This is a genomic window from Acidovorax sp. Leaf160, assembly GCF_001424265.1.
In the GTDB taxonomy this organism is placed as follows: Bacteria; Pseudomonadota; Gammaproteobacteria; order Burkholderiales; family Burkholderiaceae_C; genus Paracidovorax.
In genome coordinates this window covers 323,861-347,852 of record NZ_LMOV01000024.1, presented here as the reverse complement: position 1 = coordinate 347,852, position 23,992 = coordinate 323,861, and the positions used below count along the sequence as shown (strand labels likewise).

The window sequence follows — 23,992 nt, the reverse complement described above, 5'->3', positions numbered from 1 at the left end:
CAGCGCAGTGGCGTCTCAGGCCGCGACCAGGTCGATGGACTTGAACTCGCCCGTGGCGATGCGCTGGCTCCATTCGGCCGGGCCGGTGATGTGCTTGCTGGTGCCGCCGGCATCCACGGCCACGGTGACGGGCATGTCCACCACGTCGAACTCGTAGATCGCTTCCATGCCCAGATCTTCGAAGCCGACGACCTTTGCGGTCTTGATGGCCTTGCTGACCAGGTAGGCGGCGCCGCCCACGGCCATCAGGTAGGCCGACTGGTGCTTCTTGATCGCCTCGATGGCGACCGGGCCGCGCTCGGACTTGCCGATCATCGCGATCAGTCCGGTTTCGGCGAGCATCATCTCGGTGAACTTGTCCATGCGCGTGGCGGTGGTCGGGCCGGCCGGGCCCACGGCCTCGTCGCGCACCGGGTCAACCGGGCCCACGTAGTAGATGACGCGGTTGGCGAAGTCCACGGGAAGCTTCTCGCCCTTGGCCAGCATGTCCTGGATGCGCTTGTGCGCGGCGTCGCGGCCGGTGAGCATCTTGCCGTTCAGCAGCAGCGTGTCGCCGGGCTTCCAGCTGGCGACCTCTTCGCGGGTGAGGGTGTTCAGATCCACCCGCTTGGACTGGTTGTAGTCTGGCGCCCAGTCGATCTTGGGCCAGAGGTCGAGCGATGGCGCTTCGAGGTACACCGGGCCGGAGCCGTCGAGCACGAAGTGCGCATGGCGCGTGGCAGCGCAGTTGGGGATCATCGCCACGGGCTTGGAGGCCGCGTGCGTGGGGTACATCTTGATCTTGATGTCCAGCACGGTGGTGAGGCCGCCGAGGCCCTGCGCGCCGATGCCCAGGGCGTTCACCTTGTCGAACAGCTCCAGGCGCAGTTCCTCGACCTGATCGAGCTTCTCGCCGCGCGCGGCCTTGGCCTGCAGCTCGTACATGTTCAGGTCGTCCATCAGGCTTTCCTTGGCCAGCAGCACGGCTTTTTCCGCGGTGCCGCCGATGCCGATGCCCAGCATGCCCGGCGGGCACCAGCCGGCGCCCATGGTCGGCACGGTCTTCAGCACCCAGTCCACCAGGTTGTCGCTGGGGTTCATCATGACCATCTTGGACTTGTTCTCGCTGCCGCCGCCCTTGGCTGCTACGGTGATGTCCACCGTGCTGCCCGGCACGATCTGCACGAAGATCACGGCCGGGGTGTTGTCCTTGGTGTTCTTGCGCAGGAACTGAGGGTCGGCCACGACGCTCGCGCGCAGCGTGTTGTCCGGATGGTTGTAGCCGCGGCGCACGCCTTCGTTGACGGCGTCTTCCAGGCCCTGGCCGGCCGGGAAACCTTCCCAGCGCACGTCCATGCCGACCTTCAGGAACACGTTGACGATGCCGGTGTCCTGGCAGATCGGGCGCTGGCCCGTGGCGCTCATCTTGCTGTTGGTGAGGATCTGCGCCATCGCGTCCTTGGCCGCCGGGCTCTGCTCGCGCTCGTAGGCACGGGCCAGATGGGCGATGAAGTCGGCGGGATGGTAGTAGCTGATGTACTGCAGGGACGCAGCAACGGACTCCACGAGGTCGTGGTACCGGATGGTCGTGGTCATGGTGGGGATGTTGTGGGGGAAGAAACGGACCCCGCAATTATCGCTGCCCCTCGCCGTCTCCTGCCGGCTCCTGCCGGGCCCCGCCGCGCAGGGCCGTGCACACGGCACCAGGCGCCGCCTCAGGCGCGCTCCGCCGCCGCGTCTGCCGGGCCGCGCTGCGGCCTATACGGGAACCGCGCCGGGGGCCTCCAGCGTGTCGCCGATGCCGAAGACCGACGGCGAGAAACCCAGTGTGCCTTCCGGCTGGTCGTCCAGGGCCCAGGCCTGCAGCCGGTCCGCAGGCATCGGCCGGGCGAAGAAGAAGCCCTGCAGCTCGTCGCAGCGCATGCCCAGCAGAATGTCGCGCTGCCCGCTCGTCTCCACGCCCTCCGCGACCACTTTCAGGCCCAGCGCGTGGGCCAGTCGCACCACCGCGTCCACCACGGCGCGGGCGTCCTCCTGGTGTTCCAGGTCCTGCACGAAGCTGCTGTCGATCTTGAGCTGCTGCGCGGGCAGGCGGCGCAGGTAGCTCAGACTGGAGTGACCGGTGCCGAAGTCGTCGATGGAGAGAAACACGCCGATGCGCGCCAGCTCGCGCAGCGTGCGCTGCGTCGTGCGGGTGTCCTCCATGGCGACCGTCTCGGTGATTTCGCACAGCAGCTGGCCCGCGTCCACGCCGTGCGCCTGCAGTGACCGCGTGATGCGCTGAGCCAGGCCCGCCTCGCGCAACTGGTGCACCGACACGTTGATCGCCACGCGAATGCGCAGCCCGCTGCGGGCCCATTCGGCGATCTGGCGGCAGGCCTCGTCGATGACCCAGCTGCCCAGCGTGTTGATGAGCCCGAAGCGCTCGGCCAGCGCGATGAACACCGCCGGGCTGATCGCGCCGCGCGTCGGGTGGTTCCAGCGCAGCAGCGCCTCCACGCCGCAGATGTGGCCGCGCTGGCCGTCGATCTTCGGCTGGTAGTGCAGCGCCAGCTCCCCGCGCTGCAGCGCCTGGCGCAGGTCCTTCTGCAGCTCCAGCTGTTCGGAGGCGTCGGAGTTCATGTGGTCTTCGAACAGCGCGAAACCGTTGCCCCCGGCGCGCTTGGCGGCGTACATGGCCGCATCGGCGTTGGCGACCAGCTTCTCGCGCTCGCCCTGGTCGGGGTAGACCACCACGCCGATGGAGCAGGAGATCTGCACCTGCCGGCCGGCCAGATCGAAGGGCTGCGAAAGGGTGTCGAGCAGACGCTGGACCACGCCCAGGCAATCGGCGGTGCGGCCCACGTCTTCCAGCAGCACCAGGAATTCGTCGCCACCCATCCGCGCGACGGTGTCGCTGTCGCGCGCCTCTTCCCGCAGGCGCTGCGCCGCGCTCTGCAAAATGGCGTCGCCCGCCGTATGGCCCAGCGAATCGTTGATCGGCTTGAAGCCGTCGAGATCGACGAACATCACGCCCAGCCGTTGCTGCGCGCCCCCCGCGTTGGCCCGCTCCAGCCGCAAGAGGGCATGGTGCAGGCGGTCTTCCAGCAACAGCCGGTTGGGCAGGCCCGTCAGGGGGTCGGCAAAGGCCTGCTTGTGCAGTGCCGCGTTGGCGGACTGCAGCTTGGCGTTGCTGTCCTTGAGCGAGCGGGTCAACTGGCGGGCCTTGTGCTGCAGCAGGGCGTCGAGCACCGATGCCACCAGCGTGCTGACCAGCAGCATCGTCGTGGCGAGGATGATGACCGCAGTCAGGCCGGAACCCGTCAGGCCATCGACACTGAGGCACACCGCACCTTCCGGAAATTGCGCGGCCGCCATGCCCATGTAGTGCATCGAGCCCATCGCCAGTCCCGACACGGCCGACGCCACCACCTGGTGAAGCAGCCTGCGCGGCCCGCGCTGGGCCAGCAGCAGCCGGAACATGCCCAGGCCGCAGAGCGCAGCCAGCAGGGCCATCGCCAGGGATGCGGCGACCAGCCAGGGGTTCCAGACGATGGGGATCGACATCTCCAGGGCCTGCATGCCGAGGTAGTGCATGGCGCCCATGCCTGCGCCCAGTACCAGTGCGCTTGCCAGCCAGTGCAGTGCGCGCGCGTGGGGCAGGCCGGCCAGGCCCAGCACCACGCCGGAGACGCACACCGCCAGCAGCCACGACAGGAGCGTCGTGAACTCGCTGAAGCCGAGCGTCACCGGCAGCTGCAGCGACTGCAGCCCGAGGAAGTGCGTCGCCCAGAAGCCCGTACCCATCACCACCGATCCGACCGACCACCAGACGAGCGCGATGCGCCAGGACGCCCGCTGGATTCGCCGCGCCACGTCAAGCGCCGCATAGGCTGCCAGCCAGGCGATGCCGAACGACGCTGCCACCACCTGCAGGTTGTAGGTGGAAGTCATGAAGCCGGAATCGGGAAGCGGAGGGGTGAGCATGGGGCGCGGGGTGGGCGGTGTCGAAGGGTGGCGAGCGCGGCGCGCCGGCACGCGCCACCAGGCACGCACGATGCGGTCTGCCCTTTTTACATCAAGTAACGTGTCCGCGACGTAGGAAGCACGTCGATTCCGCCGGAATCCCACAACTCTGCAATGAGAATGGTTTTCGTTTGTCGCTATTCTGATGGATCACCCGGTGCTGCGGGCCCCATTCACCGGGGGATCTTCCGTTGTGCCTGAGCCGCCTGACGCGAACCTCTGCAGCGACCCGTCCCATCCCTTGCCACCCCATCATTCACTCCAGGAGCCTGTCCGCCATGACCCATCGCATCGAACGTGACACCTTCGGCCCCATCGAGGTGCCGGCCCAGCAACTGTGGGGCGCCCAGACGCAGCGCTCGCTGCAGAACTTCGACATCTCCGGCGAGCGGCAGCCGCGCGAGATCATCAAGGCGCTGGCGCAGGTGAAGCGGGCGTCGGCGCGGGTCAACCAGGCGCTGGGGCTGCAGGATGCGCGCAAGACCGATGCCATCGTGGCTGCGGCCGACGAGGTGATCGCCGGCCAGCATCCCGGCGAATTCCCCCTGGTCGTGTGGCAGACCGGCTCGGGCACGCAGACCAACATGAACGTGAACGAGGTGCTGGCCAACCGTGCCAGCGAGATCCTGGGCGGCGAGCGGGGCGAGGGGCGCCTGGTGCACCCCAACGACGACGTGAACCGCAGCCAGTCGAGCAACGACGTCTTCCCCACCGCCATGCACGTGGCGGCGGTGGAGGCGCTGACCCATCGCTTGCTGCCCGCCATTGCGCGGCTGCGCACCACCCTGGAAGCGAAGGCGCAGGCCTTTGACGACATCGTCAAGATCGGCCGCACCCATCTGCAGGACGCCACGCCGCTGACGCTCGGCCAGGAAATCTCGGGCTGGGTGGCGCAGCTGAGCCATGGCGAGCGGCACGTGCGCGACGCACTGCCGCACCTGTATGAACTGGCGCTGGGCGGCACCGCCGTCGGCACCGGCCTGAACGCACCCAAGGGCTATGCAGAAGGCGTGGCCCGGGAGCTGGCCGAGCTGACCGGACTGCCTTTCGTCACCGCGCCCAACAAGTTCGAGGCACTGGCCTCTGTGGATGCGCTGGTGCATGCGCACGGCGCGCTCAAGACCCTGGCCGCCAGCATGATGAAGATCGCCAACGACGTGCGCTGGCTGGCCAGCGGCCCGCGCAGCGGCATCGGCGAGCTGTCGATCCCCGAGAACGAGCCGGGCTCGTCCATCATGCCCGGCAAGGTCAATCCGACCCAGAGCGAGGCCGTCACCATGCTGGCCGCGCAGGTCTTCGGCAACGATGTGGCGATCAACTTCGGCGGCGCGTCCGGCAACTTCGAGCTGAACGTGTTCCGTCCCATGGTGGCGCACAACTTCCTGCAGAGCGTGCGGCTGCTGGCCGACGGCATGGTGAGCTTCAACGACCACTGCGCCGTGGGCATCGAGCCCAACCGCGAGCGCATCGCCGACCTGGTCGGCCGCTCGCTGATGCTGGTCACCGCGCTCAACACCCACATCGGCTACGACAAGGCCGCGTTCATTGCCAAGAAGGCGCATAAGGAAGGCTCGTCGCTGCGCGAGGCAGCCATCGCCTCCGGCCATGTGACGGCGGAGCAGTTCGACCAGTGGGTGGTGCCCGGCGCCATGGTCGGGCGCTGAGGCTCCGGGGCCCGGGTCGGCCGCTCAGGCCGCCGCGCTGGCCGGTGCGGCGGCCGGTGCGGCGGCCGGGGCCTGGCGGCGGCGCTGGCCGGGGCGGGGCGCGCTGCGGCCTTTCGGCGCAGCTGCCTGCCGGCGGGGCGCCGCCGGCTTTGCAGCAGGGGGCTTGGCTTGTGCCCGCACCCCGCCTGCCCGAGCACCTGCCTGGGTGCCTGCCTGCGCGCCCGCCTTTGGAACGCCGGGCAGCGGCCGCCGCAGGAAGGCCAGCAGCCGGCGCTCGGGCGCCGTCAGGCCGCGCGGCGCCGAGCCCTCCCCGCCGATCCGGTCCCACACCTTCTGCATGTCGGGCCCCGCGTCGGACGCCAGGCGCGCGCCCAGCTCCAGCACGGCAGGATGGACGTACGACTTCTTGCACACGGCCGGCGTGTTGCCCAGCTGGCGCGCCACCTCCACCAGAATGGCCTTGGCGCTGTACGACGCGGCGCCGCTGTCTCCGGTACAGGCCAGCCGCGTCAGCTCCAGCGCCTGGGCGGTGCCGTGCCAGGTGCGGAAGTCCTTGGCGGTGAAATGCAGTTCGCCGCCATCGGCCGCTGTGCCCGCCGCACCCGCCGTGCCGGCCGTGCCCCGCGCTCCCTCGGTGATCTCGCGCAGGTAGTCGTTCACGTCGCTGGAGCCGATGGCATGGCGCTGGCCGTCGGCGTCTTCGTACTGGAACAGCTCCTGGCCCGGCAGCTGCTGGCAGCGGCGCACCACGCGGGCCACGCGCGGGTCGTCCAGCCGGGCCTCCTGCTCCACGCCGCTCTTGCCACGAAACCGCAGCGTCAGCGTGCTGCCGCGCACGCCGGCATGCCGGTTGCGCAGCGTGGTCAGGCCATAGGACTTGTTGGTGGCCGCGTATTCCTCGTTGCCCACGCGCAGGAAGGTGGTGTCCAGCAGCCGCACGATGGTGGCCAGCACCACGGTGCGCGACAGCGCGGGCTCGCCGCGCCGGGGCTTCAGGTCACGGGCGACGCGGGCGCGGATGCGCGGCAGCGCCAGCCCGAAGGCGCGCATGCGCTCGAACTTGTCTTCGTCGCGCACCCGCCGCCATTCGGGGTGGTAGCGGTACTGGCGTCGCCCGCGCGCATCGAAGCCGGTCGCCTGCAGGTGGCCGTTGGCCTTGGCGCAGATCCAGACGTCGGTGTAGGCGGGGGGAATCGCCAGCTTGCGGATGCGGGCGATCTCCTCCTCGTCCTTCACCCAGGAGCCATCGGGCTTGCGGAAGGCGAACGAATCGCCCTTGAGAACGCGGGTGAGGCCGGGCATGTCCACGCTCACGTAGATCAGTCCGCCGGGCAGGCGGCTGCCGGGGCGGGGCGGCGCGGGCTTGGTGGTGTCGGGCTTGGCGGCGCTGGCGCGGGAAGGAGTGGGCATACGGTGCCTGGGCAGCAGGGGGAATGGCCCATCTCACCGCAAGCCAGCGCAGGATGGTGTAGGCGCCGGTCCGCAGCGCGGGTGGGAAGCTGTCTGTCCACCAGCGGCCCACCAGCGGCCCACCGCGCTCGCCGGGCCTCGTTGCAGGGCGAAATCCGGCCCCGGCGCTTGACTGGCAAGCACCTTTAGCTATGAAAAGAATAGCATGCGGTGCTGGGTAGGGAGCGCCGTCAGAACCGCGCCGTCAGCCCCACGAAATACGTCCGCCCGCCGTTGTCGTAGTTGCTGCCCAGCTCGCGGGTCTGCTTGTCGGTCAGGTTGATGACACCGGTACGCAGGGTCAGCGACTCGTTCACCGCGTAGTTGGCCGTCAGATCGAGCGTGGTGTAGGCCTTGGCGAAACTGGTGGCAGTGCCCGTGGTCAGCAGTTCCTTGCCGGTGTGGCGTGCGCTCACGGCCGCGTTCCAGGCCGGGTTGATGCGCCATTGCAGGGCCGAATAGACCGTCAGGCGTGGCACGGCGAGCAGCGACGCGCCGGTGGTCAGGTTCTTCGATTCGAACATGCGCGTGACGGTGGTTTTCCAGTCCAGCGCCGGGGCCAGTGGCACATTGGCGGTCGCCTCTAGTCCGCGCGTGCGCGCCCGCTGGGCGTTCTCCATGCGCGTCCACCAGAAGCCGTTGAACAGGCCCAGCGGCTGGTAGTCGATCTTGTTCTTGAAATCGGTGTGGAAATAGGTGGCGCCCAGCGACCAGCCGGCGCGGTCCCAGCCCGTGCCCAGCTCGAAGTTGGTGCTGGTTTCGGGTTCGAGATTGGGATTGCCCGCCATGTAGCAGCCGCGTGTGCCGTCGGCATTGCGGCTGTTGCTGGTCCAGCCGCGGCCGGCCAGGCTGCGGCAGCCGTTGCCGCCCGACTGGGTGGCGGCGTTGGCCGAGTTCTCCTTCAGACCCGGCGCGCGAAAGCCGCGCGAAACGCCGCCGCGCACCGTCCATTCCGCTTCGGGGTGGTAGACCAGGTAGGCACGGGGGCTCCAGTTGGTGCCGTACTGGTCATGGTGGTCCATGCGCAGGCCCAGCGTCAGGGCCAGGTTCTCGCGCAGGAAGATGCTGTCTTCGGCGAACAGCGCCCAGGTGGTGGCGGACAGCCCCGAGCCGCCCAGGCGGTTGCCTGCGTAGTCGATGGGCGCCACGCCGATGGTGTCGCGGTTGTCCAACGCCTCGCGCTTCCACTGGAAGCCCGTGGTCAGCGCCTGGTCCAGCCCGAAGAGCTGCACCGGCAGGTCGAAGCGGCCGTCCAGCACGGTCTCGTGCGCGTTGTTGCCGATGGTGTTGCCCTTGTCCTCGTACTCGTTGCGCACCAGGTTGAGCTTGCTGCGCGCGGCGCCCCAGCGGCCTTCATGGCCGATGCCCAGCTTGGTGTGTTGCAGTTGGGCCAGGCCCCAGGGGCTGACGATCGGGTTGCCGGCGGCATTGACGGTGTCCGAACCCAGGGCCCGCTGCGTGCCTTGCGCCGCCTCGACAGACAGCAGCTGGTCGGGCGTCAGCTGCCAGTTCAGCAGACCGTTGAGGTTCTGGTTGCGCGCGCCGGCGGTGGAGAGATACGTGCCGGCAAACCCGCCGTTCGAAGCGTCCGATGCGCGTTCGGTGACGTTGCCGCCCAGCCGCAGGCCGAACCGGTCGGCCAGCGGCCCGCTGAGGTTGAAGCCCAGCTGCCGCGTGTCGCCCCGGTCGGAGTCGGACGGCTTGCTGTAGTTGAGCGTGGTGGAGCCCGTCCAGCGCGTGCCGATCTTGCGGGTGATGATGTTGATGACCCCGCCCATGGCGTCGGAGCCGTACAGCGACGACATCGGCCCGCGAACCACCTCGATGCGCTCGATCATCTCCGGCGAGATCCAGTCCAGGTCCTGCTGGCCCAGGTCGTCGCGGTAGTTCACGCCGGCCGAGTTGCCCTGGCGCTGGCCGTCCACCAGGATCAGCGTGTATTTCTCCGGCAGTCCGCGCAGGCGGATCTTCGACTGCGCACCGGTGCCAGAGAGTCCCCCGGTCACGCCCGGCACGGTGGCCAGCAACTGGCCGATGCTGGTGACGGGCTTGCGTTCGATGTCTTCGCGCGTGATGACGCTGATGCTGGCGGGCGCCTCCTTGATGTCCACCGCCGCGCCCGAGGCGGTGACCACCACCGTCGACAGCGCCGGGCCGGCCGCAGAGGGGCCTGCGCCGGTGGCGGAAGGGGCCGGGGAGGATTCGGCGGAGTCTTGGGCCTGTGCGGGAGCAACGAGGCCGGCGCAGGCGAGGGCGGTTGCCAGCGCCAGGGGGCGAAGCACAAGGATACGGGGCATCGAAAGCAGTCCTCAAGTCAAGCAAAGACGAGAATGATAACAACTCTCATTTGCATCTTTGCCGGAGCTTCACGGTGCTTTCACACGGTCTGGATCGCAGCGGCGCTACTACCCACTGGCCTACTGACCCACTGACCCACTGACCCACTGCCGCACTGCCGCACTGCCGCACTGCCGCACTGCCAGGTTTGCCCACCTGCCCGCTTGCGCAGCCAGGTCGCAGCAGTCCTCCACGCAGGCCGGTGCCGGCCTCCTGATGGCGCGGGCCTAAGGGGCCTGCGCCGGAGCCGGGGCGGCGTCCATGGCCTCATCCGGCGGCGGCTCGAACGCGAAGCCCACGCCGTAGACCGACCGGATCCAGTCGTGGTCGCGCCCGTCGGCCGCCTTGAGCTTCTTGCGCAGGTTCTTGATGTGGCTGTCCACCGCCCGTTCGTTCACGTCCAGCGTGTCGTCGTAGGCCATGTCCAGCAGCTGCGCGCGCGAGAAGATGCGGCCACTGTGCCGCACCAACGCCTGCAGCAGACGGAATTCGCGCAGCGTCAGCGGCACTGTCTCGCCGCGGATCTGCGCCTGCCACTGCACTTCGTCGAGCGTCAGCGTGCTCTGGCGTGCCACCTCGGGCACGGTCTGGGTGGTGCGGCGCAGCACGGTCTTGATGCGGGCCACCACCTCGCGCGGCGAAAAGGGCTTGCAGATGTAGTCGTCCGCGCCCAGCTCCAGGCCGATCAGGCGGTCCACCTCCTCGACCCGCGCAGTCAGCAGGATGATCGGCGCCTGGGTCACGCGGCGCGCCTCGCGCAACACGGTGAGGCCGTCCGCGCCGGGCAGCATCACGTCCAGCACCGTCAGGTCGGGCGGATGGCCGGCGCCGGGTTGCGTCAGCCGGGCCACGGCGGCGGTGCCGTCGGCCAGGTGTTCGGCTTCGTAGCCGGCATGGCGCAGGTAGTCGATCAGCACGTCGGCGATGTCCTGGTCGTCTTCGACCACCAGGATGCGGGCGGATGGGGTGGCAGAGGTCATGCGGTTCTTTCCAGCAGGGGCAGTGTGAGGTGGATGCGCAGGCCGCCTAGCGGCGAGGCCTGGGCGCCGATGTGGCCGCCGTGCGCCTGCACGATGGCGCGGCAGATCGCGAGGCCCAGGCCGGAGCCGCCGCGGTCGCCGTGGGCGCGGGTGCGCGAGGCCTCGGCGCGGTAGAGGCGCTCGAAGATGCGCGGCAGCTCCGGTGCCGGCACGCCCGGCGCCGTGTCATCGAAGCGCAGCGACAGCACGGGCCGGGCGCCGTCGCCGCGCTCCACCGCGGCGCTCACTTCCAGGCGGCCGCCGCGGTCGGTGTAGCGCAGGCTGTTTTCCAGCAGGTTGAGGAACACGCGGTGCAGCTGCTGGGCGTCGCCGCGCACCAGGGGCTGCAGGCCGCCTCCGCTCAGCCCGGCCGTCTGCAGCCCGACGCCGGCCTGGTCGAAGCGCGGCTGCATGGAGGTGACGGCCTCGGCCAGCAGCGGCAGCGGGTGCACCGGGTCCATGGCGGTGGGCTGGCCGCTGCCGTCCGCATCGAGGCTGGCGCGCAGGTCGCCCACCAGATGGGTCAGGCGCATCACCTGGCGGTGCAGGCGCAGGGCGGTGTTGTCGTCGAACTGGCGCACGCCGTCCTGCACGGCCTCGATCTCGGCGCGCATGGCGGCCAGCGGCGTGCGCAACTCATGCGCCACGTCGCCGATCCACTGCCGGCGCGAGGCCTCCATGCTGGCGAGCTGCTCGGCCATGTGGTTGAAGGTGTCCACCAGCCGGGCCAGTTCGTGCCCGCCCTGCGCCGGAACCCGCGTGTCGAGCCGCCCGGCAGCGATGCTGCGCGCACCCGCCACCAGGGCGCCCACCGGCGCCAGCCAGCGCCGGCCCAGCCACCAGGACAGCACCAGCGCGAAAGCCAGGCCCGCCGCGCCGGTCCACACGACGAAGACGAGCTGCTGGCCGAGGAAGGCCTGGTCGGCCTCGCGTTCCAGCACCAGCGGCGGCGACAGCACCAGCTGGCCGATGGGCCGGCCGTCGGCATTGCGCAGCACGGTGCGGGCATGGCCGGGCTGGGGCGGGGTGCCGGCGATCAGCTGGCGGTCGTTGTCGAGCAGGCCCAGGCGCTGCGAGAGGCCGTCGGAGAAAGGGGGCGGGCGCGTGCCGCCGCCAGAAGGGCCCTGGGCGAGGCCCTGACCCTGGCCCTGCGCCGGCGACTCGGGTCGGCTGGCGCCGCCGCCGTCGCCCAGCGCCCACGGCGGCGGCACCGAGCCGTAGGGCGGTGGCCGCAGGCCCATGCCTCCGGCTGCGGGGCGGGGGTCCACCACCCAGTCGTCCAGCAGCGGCCGGCTGGCCGTGACCGGGGCGCTGGCCGGGGCGGAGCTGGGACCGAACACGGCCTGGCTGGGCATTTCGGGGCGGCGCAAGTCCAGCCACAGGTCGGGCTGGGTGCGCAGCGTCTGCCAGCCGCCGTGCTGGGCATGCAGGTGTTGCAGGCGCGCGGCGAACCAGTCCATGCGGGCCAGCTCGATCTCGGCCACATACGGTCCCATGCCCCGCTGCAGCCCGAGGCGCGACAGGCCGACGAACATCAGCAGCATGAGCGCCATGAGCGCGGACAGCGCCAGGAAGGCCTTGCGCTGCAGGGTGAGGTGTCTCATGACGGAAGGCGGGCGACGCGGAACATGGCCGTAGCTTGCCATGGCGCGCGGGCCCGGGTGAGGGTGGGGGTGGCGGCTGCGGCCACCGCTGCGGCGGTGTGGTGGAGGCCCCCGGCGGGCCGGGGCAGGCGGCGCACGCCGCTCACTGCGCGGCTGGACGTGGGCCGGGGCCGCGGTGTCCGTCGCGCGCTTGCTGGGGTGAGGCGCCAGCGGGCCGAGCGGCGAGCGCGCCGCTCTCGGTGGGCAGGCACTGGGCGGACAAGGTCTTGCCGCCTGGCAGCGTCAGGGTGACGGCCGCACCTTCGGCCTGGCCCTCGCAGGCTGCGAAAGCCTCCTGCGGCGGGCCGCGTCGCCCCTCGGCCGGTGGCTGTGCCATCGCCGTGGAGGCCGCCATGGCGATGAGCGACAGGCCCAGCCACAGGGCGGCCAGCGTGATGTGGAAGGTGGACAGCAGCGGCGCGGGACGCTCCAGCATCTCGGTGGCCGCGTCCCCGGTGGGGCGGCGGTGGGTCGGAAGGCCGGGGCCGGTGGGGGCGGTGCGATGCATGGTGTCCTCCTGTGTCGTTGCTGTGGTGGCAGGGAATGTGCCGAGCAATTCAGGAGAAAAATCGGAGCGGAAGGTTCCGCTTCCCGCATCCTCCGCCACAGGGCTCTGCCTCTGGTTTCTTGCTATCATATTAATAGCCAAGTGCCAAGGTATGTCAAGCGCCCGAGCCCGATTTGACTCGGAACTGGGCGCCCGCGGCGCACCTGCCGCTGTCCGCGCTCCGGTGGCGCCGCAGCCTACCTGGCCGCGGCCAGCGCCTGCTGGATCCATCCGTCGAAGGTGCGCTGGTGCGCGCGGATCCAGCCGTCGGCATGCCGCTGCACGTCGGACGGCTGGTTCTGGCCGTCGCGCATGGCCAGGTTCTGCGCGTTGATGTCCGCCACGGGCAGCCGCATCAGCTCGAACAGCCGCGCCGCAGCCGGGTTGGCCTCGATGAACTGGCGGTTCGCCACGATGCGCTGGTGGTTCGGAATGAAGCCGTAGTTCTTGCCGTTGGGCAGCTGCGTGTCGATGCCCGACTGGTCGCCCGGCAGCGCGGAATGCGGCACCTGCAGCCACACCACGTCTTCGCCCGGGCGCAGCACGCTGCTGACCCAGTACGGCGTCCAGGTGTAGTAGAGGATGGGCTGCCCCTGCTTGAAGCGCTCGATGGTCTCGGCCATCAGCGCGGCGTAGCTGCCCTGCACGTGGGTGACGGTGCCGCGCAGGCCGAAGGCGGTCAGCTGGTGCTCGATCACGCCCTCGCAGCCCCAGCCGGGCGTGCAGCCGGTCATGTCGGCCCGGCCGTCGCCGTTGGTGTCGAACAGGGCGGCGATCTTCGGGTCCTTCAACTGGTCGATGCGGGTGATGTGGTGCGCCTCGGCCGTCTTGCGGTCGATGAGGTAGCCCTGCACCGCGTTGCTCGAATAGAAGCCCTTGCGCCACAGCTTGGCATCGCCGCCGGCGTTTTTGTAGAAGTCGGCCTGCAGCGGGTCCCAGTGGTTGGCCATGAAGGTGGCATCGCCATTGGCAATCGCCACATGGGCGGTGGCGTACTCGATCTCGCGGATCGGCTGCACGGTGTAGCCCAGGCGCTCCAGGCCGCGGTTGACCAGCAGCGTCTGGAAGGTTTCTTCCGCCAGCGAGCTTTGCAGCGGCTGCACGGTGATGCCCTTGCCGGGCAGGTCCTGCGCCTGCGCGGCGGTGGGCGCGGCCGCGCTCAGGGCCAGGCCCAGGGCGAGAGCGAGGGCGGCCGCCGCGAGGCCGCGCGCCAGCAGCGGGGGACGGGCAAGTTGGGACGGGTGGCCAGCGCGGGTCGAGGGCAGGCAGTACGAAGGCATCGGCATGGGTTCCTTTCTCGGGTGGGGTCGGGCCGTGGGCGCCGCGCTCAGCGCGCGGCTCCGGCCAGCAGGGCGGCGGCGGGGGCGGCGGCGGCATCGACCGGCAGCGGGGCCGCTGGGGCGATATCCGCGCGGCGCGCCTGCAGCCGCCGCGTCACCAGGCCGGCGGGGCCGGTTTGCCACCAGTGGCGCACGCCCCGGCGCGGCCGGCCGAGCGACTGCGTGATGCGGTCCAGCGTGATGGCGAGCAGCACGATGCCCAGGCCGCCCACGGTGGCCAGGCCCATGTCCAGCCGCCCGATGCCGCGCAGCACCATCTGGCCCAGGCCGCCCACGGCGATCATGGAGGCGATGACCACCATCGACAGCGACAGCATCAACGCCTGGTTGACGCCCGCCATGATGGACGGCATGGCCAGCGGCAGCTGCACCTTCACCAGCATCTGCAGGGGCGAGGCGCCGTAGGCGCGCGAGGCCTCGATTAGGTCGGGCCGCACCTGGCGCAGGCCCAGGTTGGTCAGCCGCACCAGCGGCGGCAGCGCGAACACGATGGTGACCACCACGCCCGGCACGTTGCCGATGCCGAACAGCATCACCACCGGCACCAGGTAGACGAAGGCGGGCGTGGTCTGCATGGCGTCCAGCAGCGGCCGCATGATGCGCTGGGCGCGGTCGCTGCTGGCCAGCAGGATGCCCAGCGGCAGGCCGATCAGCACGCAGAAGGCCAGCGAGGTCAGCACCAGCGACAGCGTGACCATGGCCTCGGGCCAGATGCCCAGCAGGGCCACGACCATCAGCGACAGCACCGTGCCGATGGCCAGCGCCCGCCCGGCGAACTGCCAGGCCAGCAGGCCGATCAGCGCGATCATCGCTAGCGTGGGCAGGCTGGTCAGCAGCCCTTCCACCCAGCGCAGCGTGCCGTCGATGGGCGCCCGCACCGTCTGGAACAGCGGGCGCAGGTGCTGCACCGCCCAGCCCAGGCCCTGGTTGATCCAGGCCTCGACAGGCAGGGAGCCGTCCCAGAGCTGGCGCAGGTGCAGGCCGCCGTCGCCCGCGCCCGGCGCGCCGGAGGCGGCGCCATGCAGGGCGTCGGCCGGAAGGCTGAGCCAGTCGCGCGGCCCATCGCCCGACGCGCCGGACGCGGCCCAGGGGTCCACATAAGCGCCGCCGGCGGCGGCCGGGGCGTCCGGCGCGGCAGGCAGGGCCGCGGCATCGGCGGGGGCCGGCAGCGGCAGGTCGGCCGCCAGTGCGGGGCTGGTGCCGTTCCATGCGCCGGAGTCCATCGGCACGGCGGTATCGGCCTGGGCCAGCAAGGTGGGGGCGGATTGCGGGGAGGTCGTCATCGTCAGGGCGGCGTCGTGCTGAGGCTTCATGCGGGGCTCCTTTCTGGCTGGGCAGCGGCAAGGTCGGCGGTAGCGGCTGAGGTGGAGGCTGCGGCGGGGGCGTCGCCCGGCGGCGGACTGGGCGGCACGGGCGGCGTGTCGCGGTCCAGGAAGCGCAGCAGGGTGGTCTTGCTCACCGCGCCGCGGAAGCGCCCGTCGGCATCGACCACCGGCAGCGCGCAGGGCGCCTGGGCCACCTGGCCGAACAGGTCGGCCACGGGCGCGTCGGAGGCGATGGTGGTGACCTCGGGAATGAACGCATGCTGCAGCCCCAGCGGTCCGGAATGGCCGTGCAGCGCGGCGCGCAGCGAATCGGCGGACACCGTGCCCAGGTAGCGCTTCGCCGGGCTGACCACGTAGGCGAAGTTGTCGTCGTGCCCTTCGATCAGCTGCAGCGCAGGCCGGCAGCCGCGGTCGGAGTGCTCGCGCACCACGGTCAGCCGCTTGCGGGCGATGTCGCCGGCCTTGAACACCGCGGCCGCGTCCACGCCGCGCACGAAGTTGCGCACGTAGTCGTTGGCCGGGTTGCGCAGGATGTCGTCGGGCGTGCCGACCTGCACCACCTGGCCGTCTTTCATGATGGCGATGCGGTCGCCGATGCGCATGGCCTCGTCCAGGTCGTGCGAGATGAAGACGATGGTGCGGCGCTTGACCTGCTGCAGCCGCAGCAGCTCGCTCTGCATCTCGGTGCGGATGATCGGGTCCAGCGCCGAGAAGGCCTCGTCCATCAGCAGGATGGACGGGTCGGAGGCCAGCGCCCGCGCCAGGCCCACCCGCTGCTGCATGCCGCCCGACAGCTCGTCGGGATAGCTCTCGGCCCAGGCGGCCAGGCCCACCTGTTCCAGCGCCAGCGCGGCCTGGCGGCGGCGCTCGTCGCGGTCCACGCCGGCCAGCTCCAGCCCGAAGGCGGTGTTGTCCAGCACGGTCATGTGCGGCATCAGTGCGAACGACTGGAACACCATGCTGATGTCCTTGCGGCGCAGGGCGCGCAGCTGGCGGTCGCTCAGGGTGTTGATGTCCTGGCCGTCCACGACGATGCGGCCGGCCGTGGGCTCGATCAGCCGGTTGAGCATGCGCACCAGCGTCGATTTGCCCGAGCCCGACAGGCCCATCACGACGAAGATCTCGCCCGCCTCGATGGTGAAGGTGGCGTCGAACACGCCGATGGAGTTGCCGGTCTGCGCCAGGATGTCCTGCTTGCTGACGCCTTGCTCCACGAGCCGCAAAGCTTGCTCGGGCGATTCGCCGAACACCTTGAACACGCGGTCGATGATGATTTGCTTAGCCAAAAAGGGCCGTCCTTTCTTGGGGGATCGGTGGATGGACGGACTGCGCGGCGGTGGCGCCCGGCGCGCGCTGCAGCTTGGCGCCCGCCCGCTGGATCGATCAGCGGGCGCCTGCGCAATGCAGCGGCCGACGCGCCCTCCGGCAGCGTCGGCACCCCGGGCGAAAAGCGCCGGGGCAGCGCCGTGGAACGGCGCGAACGCCGCACGGCAGTCAAGGAGTCGGCCATGACGAAGATGGCCGTCGGCCCGAATGGCACGCGAGGCGGTGCGCAAGGGCCTGTGCCCGGCACCCCCGCCGCCGTCGGAAGCGAACGGGCAGGGCGGGTGCCTGGGGCTCAGCGCCGGCGACTGCCGGCCCTGATGCCAGGTGCTGCGTTGCTGGCTGAAGCCCGTGCAATCACGGGAGCCAACGGCGCTGCGGCCTGGACTTGCATCTGCCTTCGACGCACTGCGGAAGGCGGATTACCTGCGTGGCAGGTTGTAAAACACGCCGCAATTATAGGAATTGAGTATGTTTGTGTCAAAACACAGGTTTTCCTGACCTGTGCTATTCCCGTGCGGGACGCGGGCGCGGGCGGTTGGATGCCGATGGGATCAGCGCGGCGGGTCACAGGGTGCCTACGCCCAGGCAATCCTGCGAATCGCTATAGAAATAATAGCAACAGGCCCAGGCAGATCAAGCGCTGGAAGGCGAAATGGCTTGCAGCCTTGCGCCCCGGGGCACTCCCGCGTTCAGTGCCGTTCGTGCGATATGTTCAGCAGCTTGTCGGTGTAGGCAATGGCGATGGCGGACAGCAGGAACACCACGTGGATGATGGTCTGCCACATCAGCACCTTTACGTCGTAGTTGGCGGCGTTGATGAAGGTCTTGAGCAGGTGGATGGAGCTGATGCCGATGATCGACAGGCCCAGCTTCACCTTCAGCACCGAGGCGTTCACATGGCCCAGCCATTCGGGCTGATCGGGGTGCTTGTCGAGGCCCAGCCGGCTGACGAAGGTTTCGTAGCCGCCCACGATCACCATGATCAGCAGGTTGGAGATCATCACCACGTCGATCAGCGCCAGCACCACCAGCATGATCACCGTCTCGTTCAGCGCGGTGACCTCGAAACCCGGCTTGTAGCCGATGCTGGTGACCAGCGCCTGCAGCGCCTGCTGGTTGCCGAAGACGGCCTCCACCAGATGCCACAGCTCGACGAGGAAGTGCCACACATAGACGCCCTGGGCGGCGATGAGGCCCAGGTAGAGGGGCAGCTGCAGCCAGCGGCTGGCGAAGATCATCGCGGGCAGGGGGCGCAGCGGCGTGGCCACGCGATCGGGGCCGGAATAACGGGGAGAAGCCATGGGCGTGAGAGGCAAAAAAATGGGTGGATGGGCGAGCCGGACGGGATTCTAGGGGTTTGCCATGAACCCTTCGCGGCGCGTGCCAGGCCCGTGCGGCGACGTCGCCGCGGGCCGGTCGGTCGCGGGTCGCCCGACGGCTGCGGGCCGGTGTTTTGTCGGTAAGCTCGGCTCCGTCAGTAGCCTGTAAGTGCCGCCCTCGACAGTACGGGCCAGCCAGCACCGATTTCCTCCGACCCAACGATTCCAGGAGACACCACCATGACAGCCCCCGCCGCGACGCCCGCCTCAGCCACCATCGAATCCGTGCTGGTGGAAAACCGGGTGTTCCCGCCCCCTGCAGCGCTGGCCACCGCCGCCCGCGTGTCGGGCATGGCCGGCTACGAGGCCCTGTGCGCCGAGGCCGAGCGCGACTTCGACGGCTTCTGGGCGCGCCTGGCGCGCGAGAACGTGCAGTGGGCGAAGCCGTTCACGCGCACGCTCGATGAATCCAACGCGCCCTTCTTCCAGTGGTTCGCCGACGGCGAACTGAACGCCAGTGCCAACTGCCTGGACCGCCACATCGGCACGCCGGTCGAGAACAAGACCGCCATCGTCTTCGAGGCCGACGACGGCGCCGTGACGAAGGTCACCTACAAGGAACTGCTGGAGCGCGTGGCCCGCTTCGCCAACGCCCTCAAGGCCGAGGGCGTGCAAAAGGGCGACCGCGTGCTCATCTACATGCCCATGACCATCGAGGGCGTGGTCGCGATGCAGGCCTGCGCGCGCATCGGCGCCACGCACAGCGTGGTGTTCGGCGGCTTCTCGGCCAAGGCGCTGCAGGAACGCATCATCGACGCGGGCGCGGTGGCCGTCATCACCGCCAACTACCAGATGCGCGGCGGCAAGGAATTGCCGCTCAAGGCCATCGTGGACGAAGGCATCGCCATGGGCGGCTGCGACACGATCCGCAGCATCCTCGTCTTCCAGCGCACGCCCACCGCCTGCCACATGGTGGCGGGCCGCGACAAGACCTTCGATGAAGCCCTGGCCGGCCAGAGCGCCGACTGCCCCCCGGTGCCGGTGGGCGCCGAGCACCCGCTCTTCATCCTCTACACCAGCGGCTCCACCGGCAAGCCCAAGGGCGTGCAGCACGCCACCGGCGGCTACCTGCTGTGGGCCAAGCTCACGATGGACTGGACCTTCGACCTCAAGCCCGAAGACGTGTTCTGGTGCACGGCCGACATCGGCTGGATCACCGGCCACACGTACGTGGCCTATGGCCCGCTGGCCGCAGGCGCCACGCAGGTGGTGTTCGAGGGCGTGCCCACGTACCCGAACGCCGGCCGCTTCTGGCAGATGATCGAGCGCCACAAGGTGTCGATCTTCTACACCGCCCCCACCGCCATCCGCTCGCTCATCAAGGCGGCCGAAGCCGACAAGGCGGTGCATCCGTCCAGCTCCGACCTGTCGAGCCTGCGCATCCTGGGGAGCGTGGGCGAACCCATCAACCCCGAGGCCTGGATGTGGTACCACAAGAACGTGGGCGGCGAGCGCTGCCCCATCGTGGACACCTTCTGGCAGACCGAGACCGGCGGCCACGTCATCACCCCGCTGCCGGGTGCCACGCCGCTGGTGCCGGGCTCCTGCACGCTGCCGCTGCCGGGCATCACCGCCGCCATCGTCGACGAGATGGGCAACGACATCCCCAACGGCACGGGCGGCATCCTGGTCATCAAGCGCCCCTGGCCGAGCATGATCCGCACGATCTGGAACGACCCGGAGCGCTTCAAGAAGAGCTACTTCCCCGAGGAGCTCAAGGGCTACTACCTGGCGGGCGACGGCGCGGTGCGGTCCGCTGGCGGACCCTCCGGCTCCGGGGCCGACCGGGGCTACTTCCGCATCACCGGCCGCATCGACGACGTGCTGAACGTCTCCGGCCACCGCATGGGCACGATGGAGATCGAGTCCGCCCTGGTCTCCAAGACCGACCTGGTGGCCGAAGCCGCCGTGGTGGGCCGCCCCGACGACCTGACGGGCGAGGCCATCTGCGCCTTCGTGGTGCTCAAGCGCTCCCGCCCGACCGGCGACGAGGCCAAGGCCATCGCCAAGGAGCTGCGCGACTGGGTGGCCAAGGAGATCGGCCCGATCGCCAAGCCGAAGGACATCCGCTTCGGCGACAACCTGCCCAAGACCCGCAGCGGCAAGATCATGCGCCGCCTGCTGCGCTCCATCGCCAAGGGCGAAGCCATCACGCAGGACACCAGCACGCTGGAGAACCCCGCGATCCTGGATCAACTGGCGCAAGCCAACTGAGCCGGGCGGCCCCGCCGCCTACCCTCAGACCCCGAGCCGCCCCAGGGCGGCTTTCTTCATGGTGCGCGCCCCCTGTAGGACGGCGCCGGAACCATCCCCGCCGCGGCGCTTCGAGCCCGCAGGCTGGGTTACAACCTGCGCACCGCACGTCGCGGGCCCTGCCTTCGGGCCCGTCGGCGCCTCACTCCGCCTGTGCAATGGGAGAACCACAACCATGAATTTCCGCAGCATCATCCTCGTCCTCATCGTGGTCGCCATCGGCGCGCTGGCCGCGCTGAACTGGACGACGCTTTCGACACCCACGCAGATCTGGCTCGGCGTCACCTCCATCCAGGCGCCACTCGGCCTGGTGATGCTGGCGCTGACCATCCTGCTGGCCGTGTTCTTCCTCGCCTACGTACTGTGGCTGCAGGGCGCCGTGCTGCTGGAAACGCGTCGCCACACCAAGGAAATGGCCACCCAGCGCGACCTGGCCGACAAGGCCGAGGCCTCGCGCTTCACCGAACTGCGCACCTATCTCGACGGCCACTACCGCACCAGCCAGGACGCGCTGCTGGCGCGCATCGACGCGCTGGAATCGCGGCTTGCGGCCCGGGTGCAGGAATCGGACAACGCCACTGCGGCCTACGTCGGCCAGTTGGAAGACCAGCTGCGCCATCGCGGCGTGACCGGCACGCCCATGGCACAGGCCGTGACGCCCGGTATGGCGCCGGTACACGCCACGCCGCCGGTCTACCCCACCGACCCGACGCTGCGCGCCGACCCAGAGCTGCGCATCTGAGCGCCTCGGCCCGGTACCGGGCCGGTGCCTGACAGCAAAAAGCCGCCGGGCGCGATCAGCACCCGGCGGCTTTTGTCTGGTTGGGGCGGAGATGGCAGCCGAGGCGGCCGGCTGCGAATTACTTGAGCGACAGAATCCAGTTGGCCAGCTTTTTCGCGTCGGCTTCGTTCACCTGCGAATTGGCAGGCATGGGCACCGGGCCCCAGACGCCGGAGCCGCCCTTGATGATCTTCACGGCCAGCTTGTCGGCCGCGCCAGCCTGGCCGGCGTACTTGGCCGCCACGTCCTTGTACGAGGGCCCCACCAGCTTCTTGTCCACCGCGTGGCAGGCCATGCAGTTCTTGGACGTGGCCAGGGCCTGGTCGGCCATGGCAGGCGCCGCGGCCGAAAAGGCCAGGGCCAAAAGGATCGTGGTGCGCTTCATCGGGGTTTCCTGCAGGTTGGGACGTCGTTTATATTGGATTCAATGAAATTGTAGTGAACGCGGTTGACGGGCAGGTGCCCGCTGGCCTGCGTCACCTCGGGGGATCGCCATGTACGCCTTGGGTTTGGGTCTGTTGCTGGTTGTGCTGAAGTGGCTGGAGATCGGCCCCGTCGCCGCGTGGACGTGGTGGTGGGTGCTGGCGCCGTTCGGCGTGGCTGTGGTGTGGTGGACCTGGTCCGATGCCTCGGGCCGCTCGTCGCGCAAGGCGATGGAGAAGATGGAGCTGCGCAAGCGCAACCGCATCGACCGCCAGAAGGAAGCGCTGGGCATCCGGCCGCGCGATCCGCGTTGAAGCGGCGCACCGGCGCGCAGGGTGAGCGCCGGATATCGATCCGTTGCTATTAACTATATAGCGTCGTCCCGAGGATCGACCAGCGCTCCACCCGAATCGGGCAACGGCTGCCTGGGCGCCTGGCCGCTCCCGCCCCGCACCGGGATGCGCAACCTCCCAAGATGCGGCACCACCTGCCGCGTGGGGATCCGGCCGCTGCAGCGCGTGCGCCCAGGGGCGTCGTAGATAATTCGCTGCGTTTCCCATTGCCCAGGGCGCGGCTCAAGAGGTTGTTCGCACGGGCGCGCGGCGGCCGCCAATCGCGGCCCATCATCCTTTCTTCCTGCGTTTTTTTCGACCGAGCCACCACGATGCCCGCATACCGTTCCAAGACTTCCACCGCCGGCCGCAACATGGCCGGTGCCCGCTCCCTCTGGCGCGCCACCGGCATGAAGGACGACGACTTCAGCAAGCCGATCATCGCCGTGGTGAACTCGTTCACCCAGTTCGTGCCCGGCCACGTCCACCTGAAGGACCTGGGCCAGCTCGTCGCCCGCGAGATCGAGGCGGCCGGCGGCGTCGCCAAGGAATTCAACACCATCGCGGTCGACGACGGCATTGCCATGGGCCACGACGGCATGCTGTATTCGCTGCCCAGCCGCGACATCATTGCCGACTCGGTCGAGTACATGGTGAACGCGCACTGCGCCGATGCGATGGTCTGCATCTCCAACTGCGACAAGATCACCCCCGGCATGCTGATGGCCGCCATGCGGCTGAACATCCCCGTGGTGTTCGTGTCCGGCGGCCCGATGGAAGCCGGCAAGACGCGCCTGGCCAACCCCGTCACCAAGGTCATGGAGTTCAAGAAGCTCGACCTGGTGGACGCGATGGTGATCGCCGCCGACGACAAGTATTCCGATGCCGACGTGGCCGAGGTGGAGCGTTCCGCCTGCCCGACCTGCGGTTCCTGCTCGGGCATGTTCACCGCCAATTCGATGAACTGCCTGACCGAGGCGCTGGGCCTGTCGCTGCCGGGCAACGGCACCGTGGTGGCCACGCATGCCGACCGCGAACAGCTCTTCAAGCGCGCCGGCCGCCGCATCGTGGAACTGGCCAAGGAATACTACGAGCAGGACAACGACCGCGTCCTGCCGCGCTCGGTGGGCTTCAAGGCCTTCGAGAACGCGATGACGCTGGACATCGCCATGGGCGGCTCCACCAACACCATCCTGCACCTGCTGGCCATCGCCCGTGAAGCCGAGATCGACTTCAGCATGGCCGACATCGACCGCCTCTCGCGCGACGTGCCGCAGCTGTGCAAGGTCGCGCCCAACACCAACAAGTACCACATCGAAGACGTGCATCGCGCGGGCGGCATCATGGCCATCCTGGGCGAACTCGACCGCGCGGGCCGCCTGCACACCGACGCGCCCACGGTGCATGCGCCCACGCTGGGCGATGCGCTGGCGCAGTGGGACATCACCCGCACGCAGGACGAGGCCGTGCGCCACTTCTACATGGCGGGCCCCGCCGGCATCCCCACCCAGGTGGCCTTCAGCCAGAACACCCGCTGGCCCAGCCTGGACCTGGACCGTGCCGAAGGCTGCATCCGCTCGTACGAGCACGCCTTCAGCAAGGAAGGCGGCCTGGCCGTGCTGCGTGGCAACATCGCGCTGGACGGCTGCGTGGTCAAGACCGCGGGCGTGGATGAATCCATCCATGTCTTCGAGGGATCCGCGCACGTCACCGAGTCGCAGGACGAAGCGGTGGAGAACATCCTGGCCGGCAAGGTGCAGGCGGGCGACATCGTCGTGGTGCGCTACGAGGGCCCCAAAGGCGGCCCCGGCATGCAGGAAATGCTCTACCCGACCAGCTACATCAAGTCCAAGGGCCTGGGCAAGGCCTGCGCGCTGCTGACCGACGGGCGCTTCTCGGGCGGCACCTCGGGCCTGTCGATCGGCCACTGCTCGCCCGAAGCCGCTGCCGGCGGCGCGATCGGCCTGGTGCAGAACGGCGACCGCATCCGCATCGACATTCCGAACCGCACCATCAACGTGCTGGTGAGCGACGAAGAGCTGGCCCGCCGCCGTGTTGAGCAGGACGCCCGTGGCTGGAAGCCCGCCCAGCCGCGGCCGCGCAAGGTGTCCGCCGCGCTCAAGGCCTATGCCAAGCTGGTCATGTCGGCCGACAAGGGCGCCGTGCGCGATCCAGCGCTGCTCGACTGAG

Annotated in this window: 16 protein-coding genes and 1 pseudogene; 5 read left to right on the top strand and 12 right to left on the bottom strand. The window is 69.5% G+C overall.

Going from position 1 to position 23,992, the window contains the following annotated elements:
• Positions 1 to 15 precede the first annotated feature (15 nt).
• Together ASF94_RS15090 and ASF94_RS15085 are read right to left on the bottom strand one after the other, a co-directional pair.
• Positions 16 to 1,575: a fumarate hydratase gene (locus ASF94_RS15090; RefSeq protein ID WP_056668023.1), complete on the bottom strand. Its 1,560-nt coding sequence runs from the start codon at positions 1,573 to 1,575 to the stop codon at positions 16 to 18.
• A gap of 162 nt (positions 1,576 to 1,737) precedes the next feature.
• Positions 1,738 to 3,945 (bottom strand): bifunctional diguanylate cyclase/phosphodiesterase, encoded by a 2,208-nt coding sequence (locus ASF94_RS15085; protein WP_082493324.1) that lies wholly within the window; start codon positions 3,943 to 3,945, stop codon positions 1,738 to 1,740.
• 317 nt (positions 3,946 to 4,262) lie between these two features.
• Here ASF94_RS15085 and fumC point away from each other — a divergent pair, with 317 nt between their 5' ends.
• Positions 4,263 to 5,648 (top strand): class II fumarate hydratase, encoded by a 1,386-nt coding sequence (gene fumC, locus ASF94_RS15080; protein WP_056668021.1) that lies wholly within the window; start codon positions 4,263 to 4,265, stop codon positions 5,646 to 5,648.
• A 24-nt stretch (positions 5,649 to 5,672) separates the two neighbouring features.
• On the opposite strand, the gene ASF94_RS15075 is transcribed toward fumC, so the two are convergent.
• The 9 genes from ASF94_RS15075 to ASF94_RS15035 all read right to left on the bottom strand — a co-directional run bounded on the left by ASF94_RS15075 (position 5,673) and on the right by ASF94_RS15035 (position 17,935).
• Positions 5,673 to 7,058, bottom strand: coding sequence for a DNA topoisomerase IB (locus tag ASF94_RS15075; RefSeq protein WP_082493323.1), 1,386 nt, complete (start codon positions 7,056 to 7,058; stop codon positions 5,673 to 5,675).
• A gap of 230 nt (positions 7,059 to 7,288) precedes the next feature.
• A complete protein-coding gene (locus ASF94_RS15070; RefSeq protein WP_082493322.1) occupies positions 7,289 to 9,394 on the bottom strand; it encodes a TonB-dependent receptor domain-containing protein in 2,106 nt (701 codons plus the stop codon).
• Positions 9,395 to 9,661: 267 nt separating this feature from the next.
• The gene (locus tag ASF94_RS15065; protein ID WP_056668018.1) at positions 9,662 to 10,414 is read right to left on the bottom strand and encodes a response regulator; all 753 of its coding nucleotides are present in this window, start codon (positions 10,412 to 10,414) and stop codon (positions 9,662 to 9,664) included.
• Complete coding sequence (locus tag ASF94_RS15060; RefSeq protein WP_056668015.1) at positions 10,411 to 12,057, bottom strand: ATP-binding protein; 1,647 nt, start codon at positions 12,055 to 12,057, stop codon at positions 10,411 to 10,413. The genes ASF94_RS15065 and ASF94_RS15060 overlap by 4 nt, the downstream gene beginning before the upstream one ends.
• Positions 12,058 to 12,199: 142 nt before the next feature.
• Positions 12,200 to 12,604, bottom strand: coding sequence for a hypothetical protein (locus ASF94_RS15055; RefSeq protein WP_156382556.1), 405 nt, complete (start codon positions 12,602 to 12,604; stop codon positions 12,200 to 12,202).
• A 236-nt stretch (positions 12,605 to 12,840) separates the two neighbouring features.
• Entirely contained in the window at positions 12,841 to 13,929 is a 1,089-nt protein-coding gene (gene proX / locus ASF94_RS15050; RefSeq protein WP_369818677.1) for a glycine betaine/L-proline ABC transporter substrate-binding protein ProX, read from the bottom strand.
• 41 nt (positions 13,930 to 13,970) lie between these two features.
• Positions 13,971 to 15,206: a glycine betaine/L-proline ABC transporter permease ProW gene (gene proW / locus ASF94_RS15045; protein WP_056668199.1), complete on the bottom strand. Its 1,236-nt coding sequence runs from the start codon at positions 15,204 to 15,206 to the stop codon at positions 13,971 to 13,973.
• Between the two features lie 86 nt (positions 15,207 to 15,292).
• Positions 15,293 to 16,594 (bottom strand): glycine betaine/L-proline ABC transporter ATP-binding protein ProV, encoded by a 1,302-nt coding sequence (gene proV / locus ASF94_RS15040; protein ID WP_056668012.1) that lies wholly within the window; start codon positions 16,592 to 16,594, stop codon positions 15,293 to 15,295.
• A 729-nt stretch (positions 16,595 to 17,323) separates the two neighbouring features.
• Positions 17,324 to 17,935 (bottom strand): TIGR00645 family protein, encoded by a 612-nt coding sequence (locus ASF94_RS15035; RefSeq protein WP_056668009.1) that lies wholly within the window; start codon positions 17,933 to 17,935, stop codon positions 17,324 to 17,326.
• 258 nt (positions 17,936 to 18,193) lie between these two features.
• On the opposite strand from ASF94_RS15035, the gene acs reads away from it, so the two are divergent.
• On the top strand, positions 18,194 to 20,227 hold the full coding sequence (gene acs / locus ASF94_RS15030; protein ID WP_056668006.1) for an acetate--CoA ligase: 2,034 nt from the start codon (positions 18,194 to 18,196) through the stop codon (positions 20,225 to 20,227).
• 214 nt (positions 20,228 to 20,441) lie between these two features.
• Positions 20,442 to 20,888 (top strand): annotated as a pseudogene (locus tag ASF94_RS15025) (LapA family protein); the annotation flags it as partial.
• 238 nt (positions 20,889 to 21,126) lie between these two features.
• On the opposite strand, the gene ASF94_RS15020 reads toward ASF94_RS15025, so the two are convergent.
• Positions 21,127 to 21,432 (bottom strand): c-type cytochrome, encoded by a 306-nt coding sequence (locus tag ASF94_RS15020; protein ID WP_056668003.1) that lies wholly within the window; start codon positions 21,430 to 21,432, stop codon positions 21,127 to 21,129.
• A 109-nt stretch (positions 21,433 to 21,541) separates the two neighbouring features.
• Here ASF94_RS15020 and ASF94_RS15015 point away from each other — a divergent pair, with 109 nt between their 5' ends.
• Both ASF94_RS15015 and ilvD read left to right on the top strand, forming a co-directional pair.
• Positions 21,542 to 21,784 carry a TIGR04438 family Trp-rich protein gene (locus ASF94_RS15015; protein ID WP_056668000.1) on the top strand — a complete coding sequence of 81 codons (243 nt, stop codon included), beginning with the start codon at positions 21,542 to 21,544 and terminating at the stop codon, positions 21,782 to 21,784.
• A gap of 350 nt (positions 21,785 to 22,134) precedes the next feature.
• Complete coding sequence (ilvD, locus tag ASF94_RS15010; protein WP_056667997.1) at positions 22,135 to 23,991, top strand: dihydroxy-acid dehydratase; 1,857 nt, start codon at positions 22,135 to 22,137, stop codon at positions 23,989 to 23,991.
• Position 23,992 lies beyond the last annotated feature (1 nt).